We start from the raw sequence: 26248 nt of genomic DNA on the forward strand, positions 1-26248 counted from the left end.
GCTCATGACACCAGTAGGCACACAGGATTTCCCACACCCCCTCCAGTCGGAGATTATTAACGACCTCCACGTCCAGCCCACCATCAATGCCGCCGAGGAAATCAGCCGCCGAGTCGATTTTCTCTGCGATTATTTCCGCGCCGCGCACGCCAAGGGATTCGTGCTCGGAATTTCCGGCGGTCAAGATTCCACGCTAGCCGGACGTCTAGCGCAGTTGGCCGTCGAAAAGCTTCGCGACGGCGGCGAGGACGCCACCTTCATTGCCATTCGCCTCCCCCACGGCGTGCAGGCCGATGAGGACGACGCACAGGTGGCACTGCAATTCATTCAACCTGACCAAAGGCTAACTATCGATATCGAACCGGCCACCGCCGCGATGACCGCCCAGGTCACCGATGCCCTGGCCGGCAGCGCTATCAGCGACTTCAACAAGGGAAATATTAAGGCCCGCATGCGCATGATTGCCCAGTACGCAGTGGCGGGTGTTGACGGCGCTTTGGTCATCGGCACAGATCACGCCGCGGAGGCTGTCACCGGCTTCTACACCAAGCACGGCGACGGCGCCTGCGACCTCGTTCCGCTGCAGGGGCTGAGCAAGCGCCAGGGCGCGGCCTTACTCCGTCACCTCGGCGCACCAGCCAGTACGTGGGAGAAGGTGCCGACGGCCGACCTGGAAGAAGATCGCCCTGCGCTTCCCGACGAAGTTGCACTCGGGGTGACCTATACCGCCATCGACGACTACCTCGAAGGCAAGGCCGTCTCAGATGAGGATGCCGCGCGAATCGAGTATCTCTACTCCATTTCCCGGCACAAGCGAGCCGTCCCTCCCGGACCGGCCGATTCCTGGTGGCGCTAGGCTACTGCCCCGGGCCACCGATCCAGCGTCCCGGACAGAGCAGCAAACCCCTTAAGAGAAGGCCTCCGCGCCAGCGTCCCAAATAGCCCCAACTGCGGCCAAGCTGTCTGCCGCACCGGCTTCAGCGCTGGGTTCCAGCGCAGGTGAACCATCCTGGACGAGCTCGGCGGTCACCAAACCGTGGGCGAACGCCCACATGGCCAATCCCTTAGGCTCATCGCCGGCAACCTTAATGAATGCATCACGAATCCAGGCATCCAACGACGAAGGCGAGACGACATTCACGAAATTAGTGCGACTCATCAGCCGGTAACCATGCGGATCGTCGAGAACTGCCTGGCGGTACGCCTGCAGCAGAGACGCCGAAGTGCATTCCTCATCAATGGCAGCATGAATACGCTTGCCCAGATTCTCGAGGCTCTCGGTCAGCAGCAGCTGAAGGAGCTCTTCTTTGCCGCTGATGTGCTTGTACAGCGATGGCGCCTTCACATCGAGCCGCGCCGCTAGGCGGCGCATGCTGATAGCACTCCAGCCCGATTCGCGCAGCATCGCGCGCGCTTCATCTACGATCTTCTGCATACGTGGGGACTGCCTGCGCACATCGGGCTGCGCTGGCACCCCATCGGTCGATTCTATGGTGCACGTCACATTTGCGACTGTAACGCGTTGAATCTCACTTAGGGCGCTTTTGGGTAATTTAACCCAACAATTTTTAAAAAAACAGCTAACGGCGGTGCTCAGTCACTAAAAGCTGCCTTTGCACGCTGCTATCTCTGCTTCACGACGGAGCCCCCACCGTCGTCAAGCAAAAGCGCCGTATGCCGCCGCTACGCTTCGTAGCGATTCGGCTCCTCCCCGAGGTGGAAATGGCGACCCGAAACATTGTTCGGGGTAATGCGCACGTAGTTGTACTTCAACGTCGGCAGCCAGGGCTTCAGCGGCAGCTCATCTGCAGCGTTAATATCAGCGCGGGAGGTGAGAACCTCTGCGTCCCCCTTAACGATGACCGACCAGGCCTTCTGAGCATCCTTGTCAACAAAGTCGGCCTCAAAAAGAACATCGTGGTTCAGAGAAACAGTAAAGAGCTTCGACCCCTCGGCAGTGCGGAAGTAAATGTTCCCCTCATGAACGACGTAGTTCAGTGGGAAAAGATCCATATCGTCTTTACGACGAACAACCAGTCGCCCAAAAGTCTGCGTAGCCAGCAGCTCAAGGGATTCTTCGGTGGACAGTTTCTGAATAACGGAGTCGTTGTGTGCCATACCCCCAGTATTCCACCGTTCAGACAAAGTTGCTACAGCCATACGGATTACCAATCATTGAGGTAAACGGCGAGCACACTACCCAGGGGCAGATACAAGAAAACCCCCGGTCATAACGACCGAGGGTTTTTCTACTGGTGGAGCTAACGGGACTCGAACCCGTGACCCCCACACTGCCAGTGTGGTGCGCTACCAGCTGCGCCATAGCCCCAGAATCAACATCGAAGTGGCTTTCACCCTCCGCTGTGGACTCCTCAAAGGCTACATGGCACTGTCATGTATCACCAAATCCGCATGTAGAACACTCTTTTACGTATTCGCCGAGTGCCCCAGAGTGGATCTGCCGAACATGAACTGAAGATGAATCGTGTGAGCGTGCACGGAACCTAGCGCAGGGCCACCTTGACCCACTGCCCCAGTCCGCCATCACCGGAAATGTTCTCCAGAATATCCTTGCCATCGACAAAGACGTGCGGTGAGGAAACCTTGCCCAAGCGCTTCTCAAGGTCATCGAAGTTGGCATTTGCGCTTGCCTTAGCCTCGGTGGTGTCGATGCCGGAACGGACTTCGCTGACAATTTCGTCAGCAACACCGAGCTGCTCCAGACGGTCAGCCAACTCATCATCGCTCCACGTGACAGAGTTCTGCTGGTCAGCCATCATCATCGTGCGGAAGTTCCAATATGCGCGAGCATCACCGGTCTCAGCAATCTTGCGGGCAACCGCGAAGACGCGAGTGGAGTGACCGTCACGCTGCTCCTTCTCCTGACCATCCAGGAAGTTCAGCGTGCGGTATTCAGCGACAAGCTTGCCGTCGTTTAGCGCCTTGAGCTCATCATCGTGGCCCTCTTCGCTCATCTGAGCACAGTAGTGGCACGAGTAGTCCTCAAAAATCGTGGCTGTTTTAGCCCCTTCGGCGCCGTCCTTGCTCAGTCGGATGACATCGCCGTCGAGTGCGACGGAGAAGTCGACGTCCTCATCTGGCAGTCCCTCAATCGGCTGCGACCGGCCGATGTAGATAACGCCACCAATAACAACTGCAACGACAGCAAGAAGAGCAATCAGGCCGACGACGAAGCCACTGCCCTTTTCATTTGGATTCTTAATCTTCTGACTCACACCGCTTACGATAGCGGTGTTTTCTTGCCAATGACACAATTGCGCCTGAGAAAACGGAAATGGTTGTTAGGCCGCATCGCTAGGCCCCATCACCTTGCCCCATTCCCCTGGCCTATCCCCTAGGCTTCCCCTCTAGCCAGCGGACTAGGCGTAAATGGCAAACTTCTTCCACGGCCACACGTACACAAATACAGCCAAGGCCAGAAAACCGATGTCTCGGGCGATTGACTTTAGATATGAAACCGCGTCAGCGTTCTCGTCGTAGCCACCGCCACCAAAGCAACCGCAGTCAATCTGCAGGCCGCGCGCCCACGCCGAGATAATGCCGCCGATAAACACCAGCAAGAGCGCGCCAGACAACACCGCTACCGGGCGCAGGAAAAGCCCCAATACCAGCAGGAGTCCAAGGATGACTTCGAAAGCGGGCAGCGCAACCGCTACCATCGGCACCAAATCGCTCGGCAGCAGCTCATAAGCTTGAACTGCCTGACGCGATTCCAGCGGGTTCAGCAGTTTGATAAGACCCGAGTACAACCAAACTGCAGCCAGGCCGAATCGTGCCACCACGCCTACGAAATTCTTCATACACAGAAATGTTAGTACAGGCTAACTGTTTACAGCTAGCCCAATGGTTACCGATTACCCGTTCAGGACTGCCGAGACCACGTCCTGCGCCTCAGCCTGAACCTGTGCCAGGTGATCCGCGCCTTTGAAGGACTCCGCGTAGATCTTGTACTTATCTTCAGTGCCCGACGGACGCGCCGCGAACCAAGCGTTCTCCGTAACCACCTTGAGGCCACCAATCGCAGCGCCGTTGCCCGGTGCTTCAGTCAGTTTGGCTGTAATGGTCTCCCCTGCCAGGGTGTCGGCCTTGACCTGCTCCGGCGAGAGCTTCTTCAGGATTGCCTTCTGCTCACGGGTTGCGTCCGCATCGGTGCGGGCGTAAGCCGGGGCACCGTACTTATCGGCGAGTTCTGCGTAGAGCTGCGATGGAGTCTTCTCGGTCACAGCCTTGATCTCGCTGGCCAGGAGGTCCAGGATGATGCCGTCCTTATCGGTAGACCACACAGTGCCGTCGTGACGCAGGAACGATGCACCAGCGGATTCTTCACCGCCGAAGCCGATGGTGCCGCCGAGCAGACCCGGGACGAACCACTTGAAGCCGACTGGAACTTCCACGAGCTTGCGGCCCAAATTGGCAACGACGCGGTCAATCATCGACGAAGACACCAGCGTCTTACCGACCGCGGTCTCCTGCGACCAGCCCGGACGGTGCGCGAAGAGGTAGTCAATGGCAACGGCCAGGTAGTGGTTCGGGTTCATCAAACCCGCGTCCGGTGTCACAATTCCGTGGCGATCGGAGTCCGCGTCATTGCCGGTGGAGATGTCGAACTTATCGCGGTTACCAATCAGGGACGCCATCGCATTCGGCGAGGAGCAGTCCATACGAATCTTGCCGTCTGTATCCAGCGTCATAAAACGCCAGGTCGCATCAACCAGCGGATTGACCACGGTCAGGTTTAGGTTATGCGCATCGCCAATTGCGCCCCAGTAATCCACCGACGCACCACCCATTGGGTCGGCGCCGATACGCACGCCGGCATCACGGATGGCGTCGAGGTTGACAACATTCGGCAGGTCCGACACGTATGCGTTGAGGTAGTCGTGCTTTACGACGAGGTCTCCGGCCTTATCCACCAGCTGGCGCTTAACCCCATCCAGGCCCTTAGCCAAGTATTCATTAGCACGAGCTGCAATCCAGTCCGTCGCATCCGCGTCCGCCGGACCACCGGTCGGCGGGTTGTACTTAAAACCACCATCCCGTGGCGGATTGTGGGAAGGGGTAATCACGATGCCGTCGGCACGCGCGGCGCTACTCCCCGTCGGACCTCCCTCCACGTCGCGGTTGTACGTCAGAATCGCGTGGCTGACTGCCGGAGTCGGCGTGTAGCGATCCTGAGCGTCAACCATCACGGTGATGCCGTTGGCCGTGAGCACCTCGAGGGCGGAAATCATTGCCGGCTCGGACAGGCCGTGGGTATCGCGACCGACGTAGAGCGGACCTTCAATGCCCTGGCCCTTGCGGTAATCCACGATTGCCTGAGTAGTGGCGTGAATGTGGTCTTCGTTGAAAGCGCCGTCGAGGGAGGAACCGCGGTGACCGGAAGTACCGAAGACGACCTTCTGGTCGGGGTTATTCGGGTCCGGGTGCTTTGTGTAGTAAGCAGTGACCAGTTCCGCGACATCGATAAGGTCGGATGGCTGGGCCAATTGCCCGGCGCGCTCATGAGCCATTGTGGGTATCCTCCTGCTGAATCGGCGAACTGCGCAACCACCGATTTCACCGCCGACGAGCCGGCCGGAATGGGGAAACCGGACTTAAATGCGCTTCCTCTTCCCCAGTGTCCCCGTTTTAGGGTCAGCGCGCATGGCAAGAACCACTCGGTAAGGCAAACTCGCCCCTGCAATAGGGTGCAGTAGGTAGATTGTCGCGTGCCGACGGGAACACCTCCTGGTGAAAGATTCCGAATTGTCGGCGCCTACCTCCCCTTTCGCCACTGTGCTAGCGTTTTCACCGTGAATGAGGAATCTGTCGTTGCGAAACTGCCATCAGCAGGACGGGCGCAGGTTCTCATGGCCCTGGTTGTCGCCGGCGGTGCCGCTATTGGCGCGGTAAGTCGCTTTCTGCTCGGCGCGGCAATCGATGCGATTGTGAGCTCGGGAACTAGCGCAGTTTCGACCACTGCCATCAACTTGTTGGGCTGCTTTCTCTTCGGCCTGGTCAGCAGTATCGCGTTTGCTAATCCTCGGCTTTCCGCTTTCTGCGGTACTGGCTTTTGTGGCGGTTTCACCACTTTCTCCGCATTTGTCATTCTCTTGTTGGTGCAAGCGGACACGTCAGTCGTACTGATTGTGAGCGTCGGACTTATTCATCTGCTGTGCTGCCCTCTCGCCTACTGGTTGGGCACCAAGTGCGCACGGGAGGTCGCGGAATGACCGGCGATCTCCTCGGCTCTTTTTCCTCGGCACTCTCTGCCATCCTCGCTATCGCAGTTGGCGCGGCAGTAGGTGGAGCGCTGCGCTATGCGCTGGCCGAACTTGCGGTGAAGTGGGCTGATTCCAAACTACCCGGAACGTGGACCGCGAATATGATTGCCTGCTTCGTCGCCGGTGTCGCTGCTGTGGTGTGGTCGCGGGGAACGTCGATAAGCAATGGCATGACGCCTGCTCTGGCCTATGCGACGGTAATGATTGGCTTCGCCGGCGGCCTGTCGACGTGGTCCACACTCGCCGGAGAGATCGTACGCCTTAAGAACCAACACTTTTGGAGGGCATGTGGGTACCTTGCTCTCACACTGATTGGCGGAATAGTTTTTGCTTTCGTCGGAATGTGTTTACCCCCACTTGTGGCGAATTAGTAGCACAATAATCATTTTCTGAGAAATTAATGATCGAATTTAGGCTTTCTACCAGTAAAGTTCCACAGCATGGAAAGCTTCAGCGATTTTGCCTCAGCGGCGGATAGTTTTATTTGGAGTCCGTATCTCCTGATCCCCGCGCTGATCGGCACCGGAATCATTTTGACCATTCGCCTGGGTGCAATTCACCTGGTCAAACTCGGCCCGGCACTGCGCCTCGGACTCATCGACCGTAACGACGAAGACGCCGAGGGAGATATCACCAACTACCAGGCGCTTGCGACGGCTCTCGCGGCAACAGTCGGTGTCGGCAACATTGTCGGTGTCGCTACCGCGATCGGCCTGGGTGGACCCGGTGCGCTGTTCTGGATGTGGGTGACCGGCCTGCTTGGTATGGCATCGAAGTACTCCGAGGCATTCCTGGGTGTGAAGTACCGTCAGGTCGATGCAGCTGGCGAACAGTCCGGTGGCCCGCAGTACTACCTGCGCAAGGCCATCCCGAATGGTTTTGGTAAGACGCTCGGTATTCTCTTCGCCGTCTTTGCTGCGCTGGCAGCGTTTGGTATCGGCAACCTGACCCAGGGCAATGCCGTGGCCTCGAACCTGGAAAACAGCTTCGACATCGATCCGACGCTCTCCGGCATGATCATGTTCATCCTGGTAGGTGCGGCGCTGATGGGTGGCATTAAGTCGATTGGCCGCATCACCGCCGGCTTTGTGCCGATGATGATTGTGCTCTACATCGGTGCGGCCGTGTGGGTGCTCGTCGCCAATGTCTCGGCGCTGCCCGAGACCTTCAAGCTCATCTTCACCGATGCTTTCACCGGCACCGCGGCCGTTGGTGGGTTCGCAGGCTCCACGCTCATTCTCGCCCTGCAGATGGGTGTTGCCCGCGGCCTGTTCTCCAACGAGTCGGGCCTGGGTTCCGGTGCTATCGCCGCTGCCGCCGCATCGACCACTCACCCGGTTCGTCAGGGTCTGGTCTCCATGACTCAGACCTTCATTGACACCATCATCGTCGTGTCCTTCACCGGCCTGGTTATCATCAGCACCGGTGTTTGGCAGGATGGCAACGTCGACACTGGCGCTCTGACTGCTGAGGCATTCTCCCGCGGTCTACCTGGCCACTGGGGTGGCACAATCGTCACGCTGTCGGTTGTCTTCTTCGCATTCTCCACCATGCTGGGCTGGTCCTACTACGGTGAGCGCGCATTCGAGTCCCTGGTCGGTCGCCGCGGCACCGGTCTCTACCGTGCGGTCTTCACCTGCGTAGTCTTCGTCGGCGCTGTTACTCATCTGGAAACCGTCTGGTCCGTCGCCTCGGCTCTCAACGGCCTGATGGCGCTACCGAACCTCATCGGTCTGATTGTCCTGTCCGGGCTCATTGCGCGCGAGACAAAGGCCTACCTCAAATTTGACCCGCAGTTGCGCGCAACGGCGGCAGAGATTGATAAATGGCAGTCTCAGCAAAACTTCGAGGCCTTCAGCAAGAACTAGCTGAAACTAGCAGCTGCTCGTAGGGACTACGACAAAAACTACGAGCAGGTCTGCGCGGTCTCCGGCTTTTCGATTGCCGCAAGCGCGTCGTCAAGCACAGAGACCTTTACCAACTTCATATCGCCTCGGTCGGCAGTCACAGCCTCTGCGCAATTGCCTTCCGGCACGAAGAACATCTCGGCGCCCTCATCTCGGGCGGCCGAGATTTTGTGTGTAATGCCACCGATTTCGCCCACGTTGCCGGCAGCGTCAATAGTGCCGGTGCCAGCGAGGTGCTGCCCCTCGGTCAAATCGCCTGGACTCAGCTTGTCAATCACTCCGAGCGTCATCATGAGCCCCGCAGACGGACCTCCAATGCCGCTGAGCTGGTACTCAACCTTGGTGTCGTCCGCGGATTGCGCCCCCATCCCAACGCCGAGCAGCGCGGCATTCTTCTGATGCGGATTTTCCGCCAGTGTCACAGAAATATCGACGGCTTTCTCGGGGTCAGAGTCCTCGCCCTTAGCAGTCTTCTGCTTGTCGACGGTCGCAGACTTGACCCTCAACGTGACAGTATCGCCCGGGTTGCGTCCGGCAATAATCGCCTTGACTTGCTCAGGCTTGCTTACGGCCACCCCATCCACGGCGAGAATCACATCGTCTTCATGCAGTCGCCCATCGACGGGACTATCCGGCACTGTGTAGGCGACGGTGACTTCCATCGGCAACCCGAGATGTGCCAGCGCAGCGGAGGTGGCGTTGGCCTCTGACTCGGTGAATGCAGCCTTGTTCTCCTCTTCCACCTCGTCCTGACTCTGGCCCGGAGGGAAGACCGCCTCAATGGGGACGATATCGTTGTCACGATCGAACCACAGGCCAATGACCTGCGGCAATGTCAGGTTATGTCTGACTGCGACGGTTGTCATATCCAGCGTGCCCTTAGAGAGTTCGGAGTCCGCAGCACTGCCACTGACCGAGATAATGCTCTTGCCCTCGACATCGCTGAGAACATCGAAGACCGGGCCAGGCCCCTGCGCGGCATAGGGCACTGTCAGCGTTGGCAGCGAGAGCACAGTTGCCAACGCGGCGATGGGCACAGCGCCCGCAACAAGAGTTTGGGTACGACGATTCACAAATAACACCCTACATTCTCGCTATCTGCCTACTGGACACCTGATGAATCTTGTCCGTGTCTGTTCGCTGGGCGCGAAGTTGCCAATAAAGTGGTGCTTTTAAGTACTCACGCGGGTCATTGCCCGGTACGGTGGGAGCATGAGTTCTAACGGATTTGGCTTTGGTCCGAACGACAATGATGACGATCGCGACGACGCTGGCAACAATGACTCCGGTCAGGGCGGTCAGGGCGGCCAGGGCGGTCCTTTCGGTTTCTTCGGGTTTCCCTTCGGTGGCATGGGCGGCGCCGGTGGCTTCGGTTTCGGCGGCCCCGGGCAGCCCGGCAGCGGCGCCTCCGGCAAGGGGGACCAGCCGAACTTGGGCGATATTCTCAACCAGTTCGGCGAGATGTTCTCCGGCATGGGGCAGCGATTCCAGGAGTCTAACTCTGGCCCTGTCAACTACGACGCGGCCGAGCGCGTTGCGCGGACCCGTCTTGGTAACCCGGCTCCGGTGAAGGACTCGGCCCGCGAGGCGCTGACTGATTCCCTGCGCCTGGCCGAACTGTGGCTAGATGACGTCACCTCCCTGCCGGCTGGTGTCAACCGCGTAGAAGCGTGGAATAGCCTGCAGTGGTTGGAGAACACCAAGTCGACATGGACTCGCCTTGTCGATCCCGTCGCCAGCCGCATGAGTGATGCCTCCCTCGAGGGTGTTCCAGAGGAAGCTCGCGAGATGATGGGGCCGATGCTGGGCATCATGCGCCAGATGAACTCGATGAGTTTCGGTACTCAGCTAGGAAATGCGCTGGCGGAGTTGGCACAGACGAGCCTGACTGGTTCTGACCTCGGGCTGCCGCTACACACCACTGGTGCGGCGGTACTGCTGCCAACGCATCTCGTCGCTCTCGCGGAGGAACTCGAGGTTCCAGCGCGCGATCTGTTTATCTACGCCACTGCCCGCGAAGCTGCCCACCAACGTCTCTTCGACCGCGTGCCATGGCTGGCTGAACGCATGATTTCCTCTGTCGAGGAATACGCTGCCGGCATCGTCATCGATTACTCGGCGATTGAAGAGGCCGCCCGCGGTCTGGATATTGAGAACATGCAGGATCCGCAGCGTATGCAGGAGGCTATGAGCGAGCTGCAGAATATGGATCTGAGCCCGAAGATTCGTTCTCGTAACGAGAATGCTCGTACTCGTTTCCAGACGCTGCTAGCACTGGTCGAGGGATGGGTGGACATGGTTGTCACCGATGCCCTCGGTGAGCGTCTATCGGGTGCCGCACAGCTGGATGAAGCCTGGCGTCGTCGCCGCGCCACCGAAGGTGCTGAACAGGCGCTGGAGAAAGCCACCGGCATTGACCTCGGATCCCCCAAGGTGCGTGAGGCAACCAACTTGTGGCACCGTCTGACCACCGCTGTGGGCATCGAGCGACGCGACAAGGTCTGGGATCACCCGGACTTCCTGCCCGTGGCAGAGGATTTGGATGAACCCGCGGCCTTTATTGATTCGGTCCTTGGCGGCTCGGAAAACGATGACTTCGACCCGATCGCAGAGCTTGAAGAGCAGCTGCGCAAAGAGGCCGAAAAGCGCGCGGCTGAGGGCAACGACAGTGACGCCGACGACGATAAGTAGCGAGTTAGCTCTGGGTTCCCCAGCGTTGATACGCCTCTAAATAGCCCCGTGCCCGTTCGTGGTACGGGGCTTTTGCCGCCCAATACCAGAACTCTTCGGTATGACCACCGTCGACGAAAGTGTGCACCAGTTCGTGCACAATGACATCGTCGAGGACGTACCCCGGGACGTCGGCAAGCCTGTGCGAAATGCGAATGCGCCCAGGACTATCGACACCGCCGGTGACGGATGCCCACCTGCGCGACATGTTCTTGACCCATTTGATTGACTCGAACCGCGGGCGATCTTCCAGCACCGTACGAGAGAGCAGCCGTGCGCGGCGCTCCAGCTCGGAATTATCCAGGTTGCTGCCAACTTTCTTCCGCACTCGCGCAACAATTTCATTGACCTGCTGTTTTTCCGCAGCGGCGCTGAGATCGTCCGGAACCATGACAATGATCCGGTTTCCCTCCGCGCGGGCGGACACAGTACGGCGGCGGCGCTTCGAGCGCCGAACCTCAACATCCGGGCCGTACTCAGGTCGCTTGGTGCTCATGCTTTTTAAGCGTATATGCTCTGCGCTGCGATTGCGTAAAAGCTGGCCCCGGGGTAAAAGATATTTTTATGGGGGAATACAGGGATACGTCTCGGGGGCGGGATGGTACGGCTGGCGTAATAGGTTCGCACGCACCCGCTGCACAAACACTTGCCGCGCCTGCCACGGACTACGCGCTGCGGCCGGAGGTACCGATTGTCATGCGCCCAGGCGCGCGGATTCAGTTCGGCGTGGAACCGGAGCGCAGCATGATTCTGCCGCTTTCCGACGGCACCCCGCCGGGGCCTGTCTTCTCGGCGCTTCTTGCAGCTCATAGAGGTAGCACCTTAAGCGAGGCCTTTACTGACAGTCACGACAAACTGTCACCGCAGTTCATTACCGCACTTATCTCCGACCTTCACCGAGCCGCGCTGGTCCAAAAACCACCGACACGGCGGAGGATTACGCTGATCGGTCGGGACAGCTTGCGCACCGGACTTTTAAAGGAGCTTCGTCGCACGGGTTGTGGTAGTTGGACGACGGCAATGTCGCCCACTCGCAATGCGACGCTAAAAATATCTCAATCCACACCGGAAGAGATCGGGCTCGCGGTGGTCACGGGCATGGAAGTACCGAGCATGCCCTTGGTTCGCGCTCTGTTTCATCGTGGAATTGAGCATCTGCACACGCATTTCCGCGATGGGGCACTGATTCTTGGGCCGCTTGTTCAACCAGGTCAAGGGCCCTGCTCGATGTGTTTCGAAGCTTATCGACGAGACCACGACCCCGTCCGGGCACTGATTGCGCTACAGCTTCGCACTTTTACGCCCGTGGCCGCACCGGAATGGCTGAACACAGCGGTGCCACTGTTGGTTGGGCAGCTGCGGCGGCCGGATCTCTCAGATCTATGTGCAACGGAGGTGCGCATAGATCTGGAAAGCCTCGATATCACCCGCACTACTGTTGCTCCCCACCCGCAGTGCCCAGTGTGTGGTCATGGCAACTCGCATATGCAGTTCATGTAATTCGAAGTGCCTTGAGCAGAATCTGACTAGGAATTCACGAAAGAATTGACGATTCCCAAGATGCCTTCGCCGAAATGATTGAGCTTCGCTTCTCCAATTCCGGGAATCTGCAGAAGTTCCTCCGGCGTAGTCGGCTGCTGCTCACCGATGGCCAGAAGGGTCGCATCGGAGAAGATCACGAATGCGGGGACCGTCATTTCCCTCGACATTTCCAAGCGCCATGCACGCAATGCTTCCAGTAGTGCAGGATCCGCACTGACTGGGCACTCTTCACAACGCCCTGAGATCCGCTCGGCATCGGTGTGCAATGGCTTAGTACAGCCCTTGCACTGTTTGGACTGCTGACGCTTACTGCGGGAACTAGAGCTCCTTGAGCTTCGCTGTGCCTCAGCCGAGTAGTCAGAGACATCAATGTCGAGTTCATCGAGGAATCGTGTGCGGCGACGTGACCTGCGGCCGCCTTCTGTCCGCGACAATGACCAAGATAGCTCCAGATGTTCGCGGGCTCGAGTAATGCCGACATAGAACAGACGGCGCTCTTCTTCGATGGCTTCCGCCCCCTGCGCAGGAGAACGGTCGAATTTATTCAGCGCATGTTGGATAGGCAGCGAACCGTCGGTAAGCCCAACGAGGAACACCGCATCCCACTCCAGCCCCTTGGCTGCATGCAGGCTAGCCAGCGTCACGCCATCCAGCGTCGGTGGATGTTTGGCCTGCTGCCGGGTGTGCAATTGGCCGAGGAGCGCCTGGATATTGACCTCGGTGTTGGCATGAACGATGTCTTTACACAGGTCAAATAGGGCGCGTAGTGACTGCCAACGTTCCCTGGCACCAGCGCCTTCCGGCTCTTGGTCAGTCATGCCAAGACCCGCGAAAACCTGCTTGACCAAATCCAATAGATTCGTGCCCTGCAATGTCGGAACAGTCCGTGAGGAACGGGAAACTCGCACAAGTGCAGCGATGGCATCGCGGATCTCGGGACGCTGGTAGAAACCGTCCCCGCCACGAACCTGGTAGGCGACTCCTACCTCGGACAAAGCCTGCTCAAAAACTGCGGACTGTGCGTTGATGCGGTACAAAACGGCAATCTCCGATGCCGGCGTACCCACGTCGATAAGTCGCTTGATGCTGCGCGCGGTCGCGCGAGCTTCCATCGGCTCATCGTCGTACTGGTTAAAAGTCGGCTCCGGGCCGTCTTCACGCTGCCCAATCAGCTTCAGCCGCGAGCCGGCGATACGCCCCTGCGCACGGCCGATGACATTGTTGGCCAGCTCGACGACCTGTGGGGTCGATCGGTAGTCCCGCTGCAGGCGGACAACTGTGGCTTCCGGGTAGTCCCGAGAGAAGTTCATTAGGTACTGCGGAGTCGCCCCTGTGAAGGAGTAGATCGTCTGGTTGGCGTCCCCGACAACTGTGAGGTTGTCACGGTCTCCCAGCCAGGCGTTGAGAACTCGCTGCTGTAACGGGGTGACATCCTGGTACTCATCGACGACGAAGCACCGATACTGGTTGCGGAATTCCTCCGCCACTGCACGGGAATTCTCCATCGCACCGGCGGTGTGGATGAGCAGGTCGTCGAAGTCAAGCAATAGCCCGTCAGGAGTGGTTTTTATGTCCTCGTAAGCGTGATAGCAATCGACAATTTTTTCCGCAGACAGAGGTGCCGTGCGCCCATGCTCCCGCAGCGCGGCCTGGTACTGATCCGCACCGGCCAGAGTGGCCTTCGCCCACTCAATCTCGCCCATGACATCGCGGATCGTTTCCTTGGAGGTGTCCAGGCCCACCCGGCGTACTGCTTGGGCGACGACACGGAATTTCTTGTCATCCAACAGCTGCCAGGGCATATCACCGGCGACTTGGGGCCAGAAGTAGCGCAGCTGGCGAAGAGCTGCCGAGTGGAAAGTACGCGCCTGGACTCCAGGCGTTCCCATCTTTGCCAGGCGGTCGCGCATCTCCCCTGCTGCACGCGAGGTAAATGTCACCGCTAATACCTTCTGCGGCTGCACAAACCCCTGGTCAATGAGGTACTTGATGCGATGAGTAATTGTTCGGGTCTTACCTGTACCGGCTCCAGCAAGAATGCACACCGGCCCCATCGGAGCCGTTGCTGCCTCGCGCTGGTCTGGATCCAGCCCAGCTAGATAATCCGGCTTGTTCACATCCGCCTCTGAGTAAGTCAAAAGTTGTTAGACCCCATTTTTAAACTGGTCGAGTGCTATTCGTCATTGCTGTAGACACGGCGGACGTACAGCAGCCGGTCGCCTGGCTCCACCGACTCACACTCCGGTGAATCAATTCGGTACAGCTCACCCGAGCGCACCACGCCGAGTGCAATATCCGCGAGGTGCCGTGGGCTGGCACCGATTTCCTCTTCGGTGACCAGCCTCTCTGCAACAGAGAATCCTTCATCCGGGCTCAGGAGGTCTTCCATCATCTCAACCACCGAAGGAGTCACCGTGGCCAGCCCCAGCATTCGGCCGGCGGTTTCAGAAGAAATAACCACTTGGTCTGCACCTGACTGCGTCAACAAGTGGCGGTTTTCTGATTCACGCACCGAGGCCACAATTGAGGCACCCGGCGCCAACTCACGGACCGACAACGTGACCAGCACCGCTGTGTCATCTTTGTTCGGTGCAACGACTATAGAGCGGGCACGCTGAATACCAGCTAACTTCAGCACATCGGATTTGGTAGCCGACCCATGCACCGTCGCCAAGCCTTGATTCGAAGCGTGATCGAGTGCTTCCTTGTCCGTATCAATAACAACGATTTCTGCCGGATCTACGCCGTCCGCGAGAAGAGCTGCAATGGCAGAACGACCCTTGGTGCCGTATCCGATAACGACGGTGTGGTTGCGCAACTGTCTCCTCCAGCGCTGAATTTGCAGGGTTTTCCGAGATTCTTGGGTCAAAACGGTCAGAGTAGTACCGACCAAGAGAGCAAGGAAGGCCACGCGCAGTGGCGTAATGATCAAAATATTGAGTAATCGAGCCCTCTGTGTCACCGGCGTGATGTCACCGTAACCCGTCGTCGACAGGCTGACAGCCGAGTAATACACCGCATCGATGAAGGTGAGAGGCTCCGTATATCCGTTGCGGTCGTAGTAGACCACGACGGATGCAATCAGCAGCAAAAATACGGCGTAGTTCAAACGACGTATGATTAGCCGCCAAGGATTCTTCGGCGCGGACTCAGGCAGGCCAATGACTCCCAGCAGTGCATGCCCGGGAAGATCATTGAGCCCGGTTTCGTATCCCGAAGATTTCCGAATTGGATTACGCAACCGCTCCTCGCCTGCCTTTCATGAAAACTCCTCCCGGTGAAAAATAGCGCATACAAACTGCTGCTTTCACCTGGATAACTGGCCACGGCCACGCGGCAGTTACATACGTAGATGATTATCCAATCAGCTCGCGCATTTTCCTGTCTAACTCTATCCTGCTTGGCAGTAGCGCTTCATCTGGTATTAGCGTCCGTCCTGCCGAAACGTAGAAGAACCCGGCTTCAATGTCTTCGGGGGCAGTTTCCATTCCCATCTCGCGCAGCCTATCCGACCACGCCAGGCGGTAAATCGCCAGCTGTAGCGCCGCTACTTCCCTTTCCTTTCCGCGCGGCATCTGGCCTGTCTTCCAGTCAATGACGCTCCACTTCCCGTTGTCGTTAAACACCGCGTCGATTCGGCCGACGACCCGCCTCTGCCCGATGGCAATTTCAAACGGCACCTCTACATGCGTTGGCGTGCGGTCAGCCCACACAGATGCCTCGAAATTCGCCTTCAATTTCTCCAGTTCGCGTTCGGACGCGACTTGTTCTGTGCCGAGGAAGTCATCCAGTTGATCCCCGAAGAGATCCTCATCGTCCAGCAGACTGTGTGCACCGAAGCGATTCTCCAACCAAGCGTGGAATGCCGTACCTCGGCGCGCGAATCGGTTTGGCTTAAACGGCACCGGGCGTGCTTTCCGACGAGCAAACGCGACCGGATCCGCAATCATCGCTTGGTATTCGCTAGTGGACATGCTTGTCGGCATTGGTAGATGAATCTCCGCGGCCTTAGCTCGAAGGATTTCATCCACGAGAATGGTCGTTTCCGTTTCCCATACCTCAGACAGGTCACCTGCAATGGGGCGCTCATCCTGGTCTTCGCCCATGTAGCGCATGACGCTTTCGGCTGCTCGCTGCACACTATCTCGGCGGTTGCCCAGGGTATCGACGGGCCAGACCACCCCATCAACCGCAGTGTCGCAGTCCAAATCGACTTCAGCGTCCTCTACCTCAGGGTCCTCCCCATCTGTCCACGACACCACATAGTCACTGAATTGAGTGGCGATGGCTGCGAAGTCCGCCGACACGTCGGTGGGTTTCTTCAAGCTCGGATTAGGCCGCCTGCTTGCAGTGACAATGAGCTTTTTCGCGGAGCGAGTCATGGCAACGTAGAAGAGGCGCTGTTTTTCTTCCCTCTCCACTTCTCGCAGCTCTTCCTTGTAGGCTTTGATCACCTTGTTGAGGTCGGTCTGGTTATCGGTGCCTGATATGTCCAGTTCGGGGGCGTTGCTGTCGACAGAATCAGCGACAGGAGCCCAATCGCCTGCTGCAAGCTGCGTTGCATCCTCTGTTGTTTCTGCACTAGCCGTTAGCGGATCCACTTGAGTAATTGCGCCAGGAGGAAGCTGAACTGAATTGGTCAGCCACGATGACAAATCAACTCTGTCGAACTTGCTAGTGGTGATGCCCGGAACAGCAACCGTTTCCCACTCCAAGCCCTTTGACTTGTGCATAGTCATGATTTGGACACAGTTTTCCGGCATGTTCATAGGTGCCCGTTCCAAGCCATCATCGTGTTCGACAGCGAATTCCAGATAGTTCAAAAACCCTGTCACATCGTCCGAGATATTTTGAGAATACGTCGCAGCGATATCGACAAACCTATCCAGATGTGCGGTTGTCGGCCTGGTTATCGCGGTAGCGGAACCGTACTGTCCAGCCGCTGCTTCTACGCGAATTCCAAACTCAGTAGCGATGTCCTCGACCAGTTCCGGCAGAGGCTTATTCAGCGAGAACCGGCGTAGTTTTCGTAGGCTTGCACCCAACTGTGCGATGCGCACCATTGCTTCATCTGTGTAGTTCAGTGACTCGCTGCAGACCAACCGCCCATTTTTTTCCACACTGCCGCGCGCCAGCGGGGTGCCGTCGTAAAAACGAATATCCGGGTCGGCGATGGCGTGCCCCAGCCCCACCGCGGACGATGCTGCTTCGGCATCTTCCACGAGCTTGTCATACTGGCGAGCGAGCTGGGAAAGCGGTGAGGAGTCTGAAGTTTCTTCGACGTTGCCCTTCTTGCGGGCCAACTCGTCCTTTCCTGCGATTGCCAGCTGATCTACACGAGTGCGAAGTGCCTCCACGTCTGCGGCACCCAAATTGAACTGTGGGCTGAGTAGCAGACGCAGAGCATCCTGGTCTGAACTGGGGTCGACCAATATCTTCATCACCGAGGTGATATCCATGACCTCGGGCAAGTGCAGTAATCCAGCGAGTCCTACAATGATTGCAGGCACACCCCGCTCAGACAGTGCATCTAAATAGACAGCCGATTCAGCATTTGTCCGAACCAGGATGGCGGCATCGAGCTTGTTGCCAGCTGCTTCACATTCGCGTAATTGCGTCTCCATGCAATCTGCGATGTATGCAACTTCTTCCTCACCGGTTGCAGTGAAAGCAAGCTGCACCTCGCCCTGGCCTGCTTTTGGCCCTGCATCCAGTGCCTCTACCGTACGAGCCTGCCCCGCAAAAGCACGGTCGGAGACTGCGTTAGCAAGCTGCAGCACTGACTGCGGGTTTCGCCAAGAAATGGTCAGTTGCTTTTTCTCCGCTGGCTGCCCATCCGACCGCGGAAAATCATTGACAAACTGCACAAGGTTTTCGGCCGTTGCTCCTCGCCAGCCATAAATTGCCTGCATCGGATCGCCGACAGCGGTGACACAACCACCGGAGAACAGCGCACGCAGGAACAGCCGCTGTGTGTGCGACGTGTCCTGGTACTCGTCGAGCATGATGATCTTAAAGCGACGCCGCTCCTCCTCCCCGACTTCCGCGAAGTCGGTGGCTAGCCGGGCCGCCCGAGCCATCTGCATACCGAAGGTGGCGACATTTTCTTCATTGCACCGAGCTCGAACCTGCTCTACCAGCGGCAAAATCTCTAATCTCTCCCGCTGCTTATCGACGATGCCCTGTAGATCGCCAATTAGTCCCTCGCGTTTACCCTTCTGCGGGGTCTGCTCAATATTGCTGATGAACGCTTCGGTTTCCTCGCGAATCGCCTGCGGGGTAGATAAGTTTGAGTCGATGTTCGACCCCAGCTCAATAATGCGACTGGCCAGCGTTGATGGCGCAATATCGACATCAATTTCGGTCACATTGCGAGCTGTTTCCCAGGCCAACTGCCACTGCGTCGCGCCATCCATAATGGTGACCCCCGGCTCCGTCGGCAGCAAAAGACCATAATTGCTCACGACTTCAGAGGCATAAGCATCGTAAGTAAGCGTGGTTGGGGCAATGACCTCGAGGCTTGCTAATACCTCTGGTGAAGCTTGTGCACGAAATGCAGCGGAGGAAGCAAGCGCATTCAGCTGTTGGCGGATACGGACGCCGAGCTCGCGCGCTGCCTTCCTGGTGAAGGTCAAACCTAGAACTTCTTCTGGGCGGATAAAGCCGTTGGCGACCAACCACACAACACGGGCAGCCATTGTCGCTGTTTTACCAGCACCGGCACCGGCGACAACAAGCATTGGTTCCATCGGTGCACCGATTACCGCCGCTTGTTGCGGGGTGGGCGGAAAGTCCTGCCCCATCATCTCCGACAGGGTGACGGGATCAATGATGGTTCGTTCCTCCGACATGACTACCGATTCCCTTCTGCTGCCGGGCACGCCTTCGAAAGCGTGCAGAACTTGCAATGATCACCAGCGAGCGCCAAGGCACGCGGGCCAGACGTCGCACGTGCTACCTGCTCTACGCGACGCTCCCAGTCAGCCAACTTGTCTTCCGTGAGCTTTGACTGTTCGCGGCTAGTGATAATGGTCTTATTGTGTGACTTTCGCGGAAATACCAGGTATGCCCCAGATTGTTCAATGCCTTCGCCGTTGTCCACAGCGAGCCCATCTCCGCTTTCAACGAGCTTCCCCTTCGACAGCGCTAGTTGATATGTAGCTAGCTGTGCGTGTCCTTCTACTTCTTTACCGGAGGGCGCTGTCTTACCGGTTTTAATATCGACGATTTGAACTGCACCATCAGCGTCTTCAATCAACCGGTCGATTCGTCCGACAATCACGATGTCATCGTTGATGTTGACATTTACTGGGACCTCGGTTCCGATATCTTTCTTAGTCTCAATCCACCGCTGCCAATCCTCCAGCCCGGTCAACCAGGTCTCTTCCTCAGTACGCTTACGCCACTCCGGATCATCGGACAGGTCCCCAAAAACACGCCGGATCTCAGACTGAGCCTCAGGCACAGTCACTCCCTTGGCGACTGCTTCTACCGCCTGATGCAGTAGAGAGCCCAGATACATGGCCGATGTCGGTGCTGATTTATCCAACATGGCCTTCAACGGACAACTCAGGGTTGCTTCCACCTTGGAGGGATTGATCCTCATCGGCTTCTTGTCATTTACCGGCTTCGAAGTCGACGGTGCACGGAGCCCCCACCAGGTGTCTGGATGTGCGCCAGCAACCTCAACCTGCGCCAATCGCGCGAGTTGACGTGCAGCTTGTCGACGCCGCGTCTCAGTCTCCGCATCGTCCACAACGGCTGCACGCAGTTCTGCCAGCAGTGACTCCACAGAGAGCACCCGTGGCAGGCCTTCACCGGCCCATGCGACATCTTCTGCCTCTGCAACATCCGGATTGCCGGCGTTTGCTTCATTAGCCGTAGCCCCGACTCCGTTCGCAGACGACGATGCTTCCGACTGTTTCACCAGCTCCGTCACCGAATTACCGAGCTTTTCAACGAGCTCGATAATAAACGGACTGGGAACTCCAACATCGTCAGGAGAATCGACTGCGGTCAGCAGTACCCTGTCGCTCGCCCGTGATACCGCGACGTGCAGCAAACGACGTTCCTCCGCCAGCGCATCCGCCATGGAATTGATGTACTCCCGCGGCTCAATTCCGTGATCAACGAGACCGATGAACTCGTTCTGCTTCATCACCGAGCCAGTCACACCGAGGCTGGGCCACTGGCCTTCCTGGACTCCGACAACTGCTACTGCTTTCCACTGCCTGCCCAGAGCCGCATGGGCTGAGAGAATGCGCACGGCATCGCGCTCTACCCCGCTACGGTCACGTGCGCCGATGGGCAGCTCCTGCTCTTCCACAGAAGCGATAAAACCGTCAACCGTCAGTTTTGGATTCAGCTCCACACGGTCACCAGCAAAGTCGAACAGTGCCATCACAGCATCCAAATCGCGGTCAGCCGATGCGCCAGCTGTACCGCCGCGCAACGATGCCGCCACCAGATGGTCTGCCAAACCAGTGGACTGCCAAATTGCCCACAAAGTTGCTTCCACACCATCGCGCAACGCTTCACGAGCTGCGCTCAACAGATCCAGCGGCACCTGCAGCGCCTGACGTTCACGCTGCGACAGAGACTCAATAAGCTCCAGATGTTCAGCTGTGAGTCCCTCTGCCTTCAAGATTCCGATGAGCTGAGTCATCGCGGCCCCGCCGAACAGGTCGGCCTTTCGGATTCCGCGCAGCAGACGCTCTTTGACAATCGGATCCATGTTGACCAATGGGCCGGAGAGGAACTCGTCCCACTCCACGTCATCGAGCTGGTTCATAGTTGCCCGCAACGCCACCATCAGCGCTCGCACCAATCGCTGATGACTTAGCACGATGTCCGTTGGGTCAATCTGCACAGGCACACCCGCACGCGACAACGCACGGAACAGAGAGGACTCCCCTGCACCGGACCGGACGATGACCGCCATATCCTTCCATGCCACTCCCTCGTCAATATGAAGGCGCCGGAAGTAGTCCGCGACTGTGGCTCGCTGTGCACGTTCAGAAGGATGAATAGCTATTTTTACTGCACTTTTAGCTGCGTACGAGTTTTCCGCTGCGACGGTATCGCTGTTGTTTCCAACTTCGGATTCACGAGCTTCCTGTGCTCCAACTGAACCGACAATGCCACGGTATGCAGGAGCCTTAGGCAAGCGCTGAGAAACTGCGTTGACTAAATCCGCGATATCAGCGTTACAGCGGTAAGACTGCTGCAAGTGGATTGCCTTGCACTCGGCCTCACCAGTCCTCCGGAGATAGTCATTATTAGCACCGCGGAAGTGGAATACCGATTGATCTTCATCACCAGTAATGACGGCTACCGCCGCCTGCGACACAAACCGATCCACAAGACGCGCAGCTTCCGGGGATAGGTGTTCAGCATCATCGACCAGCACCACCGACTTTCCCCACCGAGCCAGTGCTTGCGCGTCTGCATCCAGCTCCATCAATGCCGCAGAGACAATCTCTGCAGCGTTCAGGCTGGGCTCCCACGCCAACCGCATAGTCTGCTGATACTCCGCCATAAACTTGCCAGCCGCACACCACGACTCAATGCCATAGTCCACGCCGAGCTGCTGAAGCCTCGGGGCGTCAATCCCCCGCTCAGCTGCACGCAGCAGAAAGTCACGAACTGCACGGGAAAAACCGACTAATGGGAGAGCCGGGCGCAACCGCTCTGGCCAATACGCACCACCATCTTCCGCATGTCCGGCCAAAAGTTGCCGCACGACAGCATCTTGGCGTGCACCAGTGGTCAACGATGGTTCAGGCTCTCCCCGACTCACGGCGGCATCACGTACTACTGCATAGGCAAGTGAATGCACGGCACGCACCATGCCACCTTGGCCTGCCCCGACCGAACCGCCTTCCCCCAGTTCAGAGGAAAAACGCCTGTCAATATCCCGCCTCAATTCCGCAGCGGCCTCTTTTGACTGTGACACCACCAAAATACTGTCCGCCGGAATGCCCGCCTGCATGTAGTCCACCGCGAGATCTGCCAGCAGCGAACTCTTTCCAGTCCCTGGGCCGCCTAAAACGCGCACAACAGGCTGGTTTACAAGCTTGTTCTCTACCACGAGCGCCTGATTATGGGAAGGGAAAAGCGCCTCTACCGCAGTACCCAACCACTGCCGACGACGAGGAGGTTCCTCCTGGACGAACCGAACCTTCGGCATTCCATCTACGTTCATGTGCACCATTGTGGCACAACCTCCGGACCGATACTCGAACACCCATTCGAAATAAGGAGAAAAGTACCCCCGTCCCAAAAACTCCCGTAAATACTGCCCGGCGTTACTTAGACACAAACGCGCGAACTAGCGAAGCCGCGCGGAACAGACCGCGATACGCACTCGGCTGCGATTCTGGACTAACAGCGTGGACAAAAAGTCGATAACACATCGCACGAACGAGCAACTGACCGAAATCCGGCAGGTGATCGAAGCGCCGCAGTAGCTCCTCATCAGCCCCCATCATGGACAGACAATCCACTGCCGCCAAGGCAGCTGTCCAACCACGGACATGCCACGCTGGCACGATATCGGTGAGAACCGGGGCGGCCGTGCCGTCGTAAAGCAGCGTGCCGACGAGGTCTGCGTGACAGACCTGCAGAAGCCCCGTTGGCACAACCATCTCTGCCCGCAACTGGAGAAGATCACCGGAGATTGTGAGAGCCTCGGCGCAATCGGCGCGGGGGACGCTATCCGCGTCGAGAAGCTGCTCGAGGATGCCGATTGGGTCAGATTCCCAAGCTGCGCGATTACACATGACGAAGTAATCGGGCTCTTTATCAAGGAGGAACTGTGGCCGTTCAATACTGGCAAGCGACTCTTCCACGCGACCAGCGGCAACAATGGTTTCATCGGCACGTGGCGCGAATCCCCCCGGAATGAAATGACGGGCTTGCCACCCAGCAATGACCAAGCGGCCGTCACTGGTACGCACGGATTTCGCCACTCGGACGCCATCGACATCTAGCGCACTGCGAACCTTTGCAGACCACAGCGCCTGCGCCGAATTATGTACCGGCGAAAGGACAATGGAATCGTCGTAGACCCAGCCATTGTCCCAAGCTCGCCCGGCACGATGCGGCTCGCCCTCGGCACCAAAGGCCTCTAAAACACGGTCGGGAGGAGTGGCGATCATAATCTGCTACTACCTTGCTTTCTGAGTCGGTGCGGCCGTATCGTCGTCCGCCCCAAATGGGTACGGCCAGCCGTTGACAGAACACGTCTTACCATCGACCTGATAGACCTCGCTGCTGTCGATTTTGTGCAGTTCATCGTTCGACACGCTCAGGGTCTGCTGCATCATGATTGGCGCGATACCGCCGTCCCTCGGACAGGGCTCGTGAACCGCGTACCCAAGTCCGTGACCAACCTCGTGATTAATAAGGTATTGGCGATACAATCCCAGGTCCCCCTCAAAAGGCAGGGCACCTCGAACCCACCGGGCGATACTGACGACCACGCGCCCAGGCTCACCTTCCCGCTGCCCAGACAGGTAACAGGAGGTCTCCATTCCCAAGGTGTTGCCGCACAGCTGATGTGCGGTTCCAGTCGCGGAAAGCTGCACGACAATCGTCGGATCCTGGTCGCGAGGCACTGCCTCGAAAGAAAAATCTGGATTAGCTGTCCAGCCACGTGGATCGGCCAGAATCGAGTTCACCGTCTCTGCAAAGGCGCGCTCGCCACCAATCGAAGGAACATCAATGTTGTCTTCAATTTCCACGGAATACCTGACCGCATTGTCGCGCCCCTCCCCAACACGGGGATGCGCCACGGTGACATCTTTAAAATTTCCCGAGGGTTCCGTGGCAAAGGCCGGACCGGGTGGCAACTGCCCTCCCTCGTAACCATCACCGTATCCCTCACCGGGCACCGGACCAGGGCGACCATTGCCACTCTGCGAGGCGACAGTGCCAGTGCCGGAACCTGAAGAATCATCTTCAGCAGTGAAGATGTCGAAGAGAATGATGACTGTGAGCACCACAAGTACAGGGATGGCATAGGCTCGCCACCCCCAACTCCTTGCAATGCGTACGAGAAAGGGTTCTTGCGTCATTAGGCGAAGAAGCCAACCTTACGGTCTGCGTTATTACCGGTACGGACGTAGGCGACCTTGTCAGCATTAATCAGGTACTCCTGACCAGCGCCGTCGCTGAGCTCAATCACACCTTCGCCAGCAGCCAGCTTCTGGGAGATCGCAGCCTTGACCTCCTCACCACCAGCGACGTTTTCAATGTTCAGCTCACGCGTATTGTCTGCAAATCCAATAGTGATGTCCATAGGTGACATCATAACCATTCCCAAAGCGGCTAGGATTAGAGAGACCGATTAAGCCGTCGTGTCACGTGAGGTTACAAACAGCAAAGGAGTCGCCGTGGCAGAGTCCCAGTCCCCGACATTCGTCGAATTGGGGGTCGCCGCGGAAATCTGCGACGCACTCGCCGACGAAGGAATCACCCGCACATTTGCAATCCAGGAACTGACGCTGCCCTTGGCACTCGACGGCACGGACATTATCGGCCAAGCCCGTACTGGCATGGGAAAAACTCTTGGTTTTGGTGTCCCCCTTATTGACCGCGTCTTTGATGACGCCCGCATTCCAGAACCGGATGGCACTGCCCGCGCAATCATCATCGTCCCCACCCGTGAGCTATGTGTGCAGGTCGGCGAGGATTTGGCCCGCGCTGCGCACTCAACCAATCTGCGTGTGTGCACTATTTACGGTGGCCGCCCCTATGAGGAACAGATTGAACAGCTAGACCGCGGTGTGGACATCATCGTCGGTACTCCCGGCCGTCTCATCGATCTTTACCAGCGCAATAATCTAGAGCTGTCAGGCGTAAAGATTTTGGTTCTCGACGAGGCCGATGAGATGCTCGACTTGGGCTTCCTGCCGGACATCGAGAAGATTCTGGCTGCGGTGCCAGATGAACGTCAGACCATGCTCTTCTCGGCAACAATGCCGGGCCCAATTCTGACTCTCGCACGTACCTTTATGAATCGCCCGGTGCACATCCGCGCCGAATCAGGCGAGGAAGAGGCCACAGTCCACGAGACCACTAAACAGATTGTTTTCCAATCGCACCAGATGGATAAGGTCTCGGTCATTGCCCGCATCCTGCAAGCCAACGATCGTGGTCGCACCATCATTTTTGCTCGCACGAAGCGCGGCGCCGCCTCGGTTGCTGAGCAGCTCGGCGAGCGCGGCTTCCTGGTCACCGCCGTCCACGGCGATATGGGCCAGCCTGCACGTGAGCGCTCGCTGACGGCGTTCCGCAATGGCGACGTCGACGTCCTGGTCGCAACCGATGTCGCGGCTCGCGGTATCGATATCGACGATGTCACCCACGTCATCAACCACCAGGTGCCCGATGACGAAATGACCTATGTCCACCGCATCGGCCGCACCGGCCGCGCGGGACACAGCGGTGTCGCCGTTACGCTCGTCGGCTGGGATGAAACCACAAAGTGGAAGGCTATTTCAGATGCTCTCGACCTGGACATGGCCGAGATTCCGACGTGGTTTTCCACCTCCCCCGAGCTCGCCGAAGCTCTAGACATCCCCGAGGGGATCGATGAGAAGGTCGGGCCAGCCCGCCCGGTATTGGGTTCCCGGCCACCTCGCGGGCGTGGCGGAAGAGGCCCGCGAAACAACCGCTCACAGTCTCATCATCGCAATCGCGGCCAAGGACGAAGCTCAAAGCGGGACGGCCACTCCAATTCTCATCGTCGCAGCTAGGCCGCTGCGCGTGCCAACTCCCCAC

21 protein-coding genes and 1 tRNA gene are annotated in these 26248 nt (G+C 58.0%); 7 read left to right on the forward strand and 15 right to left on the reverse strand.

Annotation, left to right across the window (positions count from 1 at the left end; translation table 11 throughout):
• Window positions 1–4: 4 nt before the first annotated feature.
• Window positions 5–856, forward strand: coding sequence for an ammonia-dependent NAD(+) synthetase (gene nadE, locus CRD13_RS03710; RefSeq protein WP_070545790.1), 852 nt, complete (start codon window positions 5–7; stop codon window positions 854–856).
• A 51-nt stretch (window positions 857–907) separates the two neighbouring features.
• On the opposite strand, the gene CRD13_RS03715 is transcribed toward nadE, so the two are convergent.
• The 6 genes from CRD13_RS03715 to pgm form a co-directional block, all read right to left on the reverse strand.
• Window positions 908–1504: a TetR/AcrR family transcriptional regulator gene (locus CRD13_RS03715; RefSeq protein ID WP_224784081.1), complete on the reverse strand. Its 597-nt coding sequence runs from the start codon at window positions 1502–1504 to the stop codon at window positions 908–910.
• A gap of 179 nt (window positions 1505–1683) precedes the next feature.
• Window positions 1684–2118, reverse strand: a complete 435-nt coding sequence (locus CRD13_RS03720) for a pyridoxamine 5'-phosphate oxidase family protein (RefSeq protein ID WP_070549916.1) — start codon at window positions 2116–2118, stop codon at window positions 1684–1686.
• Window positions 2119–2253: 135 nt separating this feature from the next.
• Window positions 2254–2329, reverse strand: a tRNA-Ala gene (locus CRD13_RS03725).
• A 175-nt stretch (window positions 2330–2504) separates the two neighbouring features.
• Window positions 2505–3236, reverse strand: a complete 732-nt coding sequence (locus CRD13_RS03730) for a thioredoxin domain-containing protein (RefSeq protein ID WP_070429782.1) — start codon at window positions 3234–3236, stop codon at window positions 2505–2507.
• Between the two features lie 144 nt (window positions 3237–3380).
• Complete coding sequence (locus CRD13_RS03735; protein WP_048733317.1) at window positions 3381–3821, reverse strand: MauE/DoxX family redox-associated membrane protein; 441 nt, start codon at window positions 3819–3821, stop codon at window positions 3381–3383.
• 54 nt (window positions 3822–3875) lie between these two features.
• On the reverse strand, window positions 3876–5531 hold the full coding sequence (pgm, locus tag CRD13_RS03740; protein WP_048733320.1) for a phosphoglucomutase (alpha-D-glucose-1,6-bisphosphate-dependent): 1656 nt from the start codon (window positions 5529–5531) through the stop codon (window positions 3876–3878).
• A gap of 282 nt (window positions 5532–5813) precedes the next feature.
• On the opposite strand from pgm, the gene CRD13_RS03745 reads away from it, so the two are divergent.
• The 3 genes from CRD13_RS03745 (at window position 5814) to CRD13_RS03755 (ending at window position 8152) form a co-directional block, all read left to right on the forward strand.
• Window positions 5814–6233, forward strand: a complete 420-nt coding sequence (locus tag CRD13_RS03745; RefSeq protein ID WP_224784093.1) for a CrcB family protein — start codon at window positions 5814–5816, stop codon at window positions 6231–6233.
• On the forward strand, window positions 6230–6655 hold the full coding sequence (locus CRD13_RS03750; RefSeq protein ID WP_049172850.1) for a CrcB family protein: 426 nt from the start codon (window positions 6230–6232) through the stop codon (window positions 6653–6655). The genes CRD13_RS03745 and CRD13_RS03750 overlap by 4 nt, the downstream gene beginning before the upstream one ends.
• Before the next feature lie 69 nt (window positions 6656–6724).
• A complete protein-coding gene (locus CRD13_RS03755; RefSeq protein WP_048733326.1) occupies window positions 6725–8152 on the forward strand; it encodes a sodium:alanine symporter family protein in 1428 nt (475 codons plus the stop codon).
• Window positions 8153–8190: 38 nt separating this feature from the next.
• Here the strand turns inward: CRD13_RS03755 and CRD13_RS03760 are convergent, their stop codons facing one another.
• Window positions 8191–9264, reverse strand: a complete 1074-nt coding sequence (locus tag CRD13_RS03760; RefSeq protein ID WP_048733327.1) for a PDZ domain-containing protein — start codon at window positions 9262–9264, stop codon at window positions 8191–8193.
• A 139-nt stretch (window positions 9265–9403) separates the two neighbouring features.
• Here CRD13_RS03760 and CRD13_RS03765 point away from each other — a divergent pair, with 139 nt between their 5' ends.
• On the forward strand, window positions 9404–10882 hold the full coding sequence (locus tag CRD13_RS03765; RefSeq protein WP_069359468.1) for a zinc-dependent metalloprotease: 1479 nt from the start codon (window positions 9404–9406) through the stop codon (window positions 10880–10882).
• Window positions 10883–10886: 4 nt separating this feature from the next.
• Here the strand turns inward: CRD13_RS03765 and CRD13_RS03770 are convergent, their stop codons facing one another.
• On the reverse strand, window positions 10887–11417 hold the full coding sequence (locus CRD13_RS03770; protein WP_016422236.1) for a YgjP-like metallopeptidase domain-containing protein: 531 nt from the start codon (window positions 11415–11417) through the stop codon (window positions 10887–10889).
• A gap of 68 nt (window positions 11418–11485) precedes the next feature.
• On the opposite strand from CRD13_RS03770, the gene CRD13_RS03775 reads away from it, so the two are divergent.
• Window positions 11486–12421: a TOMM precursor leader peptide-binding protein gene (locus CRD13_RS03775; RefSeq protein WP_255467777.1), complete on the forward strand. Its 936-nt coding sequence runs from the start codon at window positions 11486–11488 to the stop codon at window positions 12419–12421.
• A 26-nt stretch (window positions 12422–12447) separates the two neighbouring features.
• On the opposite strand, the gene CRD13_RS03780 is transcribed toward CRD13_RS03775, so the two are convergent.
• From CRD13_RS03780 to CRD13_RS03810, 7 genes are all read right to left on the reverse strand, one after another.
• Window positions 12448–14517: an ATP-dependent DNA helicase UvrD2 gene (locus CRD13_RS03780; protein WP_255467789.1), complete on the reverse strand. Its 2070-nt coding sequence runs from the start codon at window positions 14515–14517 to the stop codon at window positions 12448–12450.
• Window positions 14518–14636: 119 nt separating this feature from the next.
• Window positions 14637–15704: a TrkA family potassium uptake protein gene (locus CRD13_RS03785; RefSeq protein WP_016422233.1), complete on the reverse strand. Its 1068-nt coding sequence runs from the start codon at window positions 15702–15704 to the stop codon at window positions 14637–14639.
• Between the two features lie 115 nt (window positions 15705–15819).
• A complete protein-coding gene (locus tag CRD13_RS03790) occupies window positions 15820–19314 on the reverse strand; it encodes an ATP-dependent DNA helicase (RefSeq protein ID WP_187401309.1) in 3495 nt (1164 codons plus the stop codon).
• A gap of 2 nt (window positions 19315–19316) precedes the next feature.
• Complete coding sequence (locus tag CRD13_RS03795) at window positions 19317–22667, reverse strand: ATP-dependent DNA helicase (RefSeq protein WP_232250854.1); 3351 nt, start codon at window positions 22665–22667, stop codon at window positions 19317–19319.
• Between the two features lie 103 nt (window positions 22668–22770).
• Complete coding sequence (locus CRD13_RS03800) at window positions 22771–23622, reverse strand: TIGR02569 family protein (protein ID WP_070595969.1); 852 nt, start codon at window positions 23620–23622, stop codon at window positions 22771–22773.
• A 9-nt stretch (window positions 23623–23631) separates the two neighbouring features.
• Complete coding sequence (locus CRD13_RS03805; RefSeq protein WP_049172838.1) at window positions 23632–24540, reverse strand: DUF3152 domain-containing protein; 909 nt, start codon at window positions 24538–24540, stop codon at window positions 23632–23634.
• Window positions 24540–24764, reverse strand: a complete 225-nt coding sequence (locus tag CRD13_RS03810) for a DUF3107 domain-containing protein (RefSeq protein WP_042388469.1) — start codon at window positions 24762–24764, stop codon at window positions 24540–24542. Before CRD13_RS03810 ends, CRD13_RS03805 begins: the two co-directional genes overlap by 1 nt.
• 94 nt (window positions 24765–24858) lie before the next feature.
• On the opposite strand from CRD13_RS03810, the gene CRD13_RS03815 reads away from it, so the two are divergent.
• A complete protein-coding gene (locus CRD13_RS03815) occupies window positions 24859–26223 on the forward strand; it encodes a DEAD/DEAH box helicase (RefSeq protein ID WP_049172835.1) in 1365 nt (454 codons plus the stop codon).
• Window positions 26224–26248: the final 25 nt, after the last annotated feature.

It is taken from the genome of Corynebacterium sp. LK26, assembly GCF_014335085.1.
GTDB lineage: Bacteria > Actinomycetota > Actinomycetes > Mycobacteriales > Mycobacteriaceae > Corynebacterium > Corynebacterium jeikeium_D.

What these genes read in the sequence shown, in the direction of transcription:
- CRD13_RS03755 (WP_048733326.1), top strand. Translation starts at nt 6,725, where the DNA reads ATGGAAAGCTTCAGCGATTTTGCCTCAGCGGCGGATAGTTTTATTTGG.
- CRD13_RS03780 (WP_255467789.1), bottom strand. Translation starts at nt 14,517, where the DNA reads ATGGGGCCGGTGTGCATTCTTGCTGGAGCCGGTACAGGTAAGACCCGA.
- CRD13_RS03775 (WP_255467777.1), top strand. Translation starts at nt 11,486, where the DNA reads ATGGGGGAATACAGGGATACGTCTCGGGGGCGGGATGGTACGGCTGGC.
- CRD13_RS03795 (WP_232250854.1), bottom strand. Translation starts at nt 22,667, where the DNA reads ATGAACGTAGATGGAATGCCGAAGGTTCGGTTCGTCCAGGAGGAACCT.
- nadE (WP_070545790.1), top strand. Translation starts at nt 5, where the DNA reads ATGACACCAGTAGGCACACAGGATTTCCCACACCCCCTCCAGTCGGAG.
- pgm (WP_048733320.1), bottom strand. Translation starts at nt 5,531, where the DNA reads ATGGCTCATGAGCGCGCCGGGCAATTGGCCCAGCCATCCGACCTTATC.
- CRD13_RS03765 (WP_069359468.1), top strand. Translation starts at nt 9,404, where the DNA reads ATGAGTTCTAACGGATTTGGCTTTGGTCCGAACGACAATGATGACGAT.
- CRD13_RS03770 (WP_016422236.1), bottom strand. Translation starts at nt 11,417, where the DNA reads ATGAGCACCAAGCGACCTGAGTACGGCCCGGATGTTGAGGTTCGGCGC.
- CRD13_RS03750 (WP_049172850.1), top strand. Translation starts at nt 6,230, where the DNA reads ATGACCGGCGATCTCCTCGGCTCTTTTTCCTCGGCACTCTCTGCCATC.
- CRD13_RS03735 (WP_048733317.1), bottom strand. Translation starts at nt 3,821, where the DNA reads ATGAAGAATTTCGTAGGCGTGGTGGCACGATTCGGCCTGGCTGCAGTT.
- CRD13_RS03805 (WP_049172838.1), bottom strand. Translation starts at nt 24,540, where the DNA reads ATGACGCAAGAACCCTTTCTCGTACGCATTGCAAGGAGTTGGGGGTGG.
- CRD13_RS03800 (WP_070595969.1), bottom strand. Translation starts at nt 23,622, where the DNA reads ATGATCGCCACTCCTCCCGACCGTGTTTTAGAGGCCTTTGGTGCCGAG.
- CRD13_RS03790 (WP_187401309.1), bottom strand. Translation starts at nt 19,314, where the DNA reads ATGTCGGAGGAACGAACCATCATTGATCCCGTCACCCTGTCGGAGATG.
- CRD13_RS03720 (WP_070549916.1), bottom strand. Translation starts at nt 2,118, where the DNA reads ATGGCACACAACGACTCCGTTATTCAGAAACTGTCCACCGAAGAATCC.
- CRD13_RS03810 (WP_042388469.1), bottom strand. Translation starts at nt 24,764, where the DNA reads ATGGACATCACTATTGGATTTGCAGACAATACGCGTGAGCTGAACATT.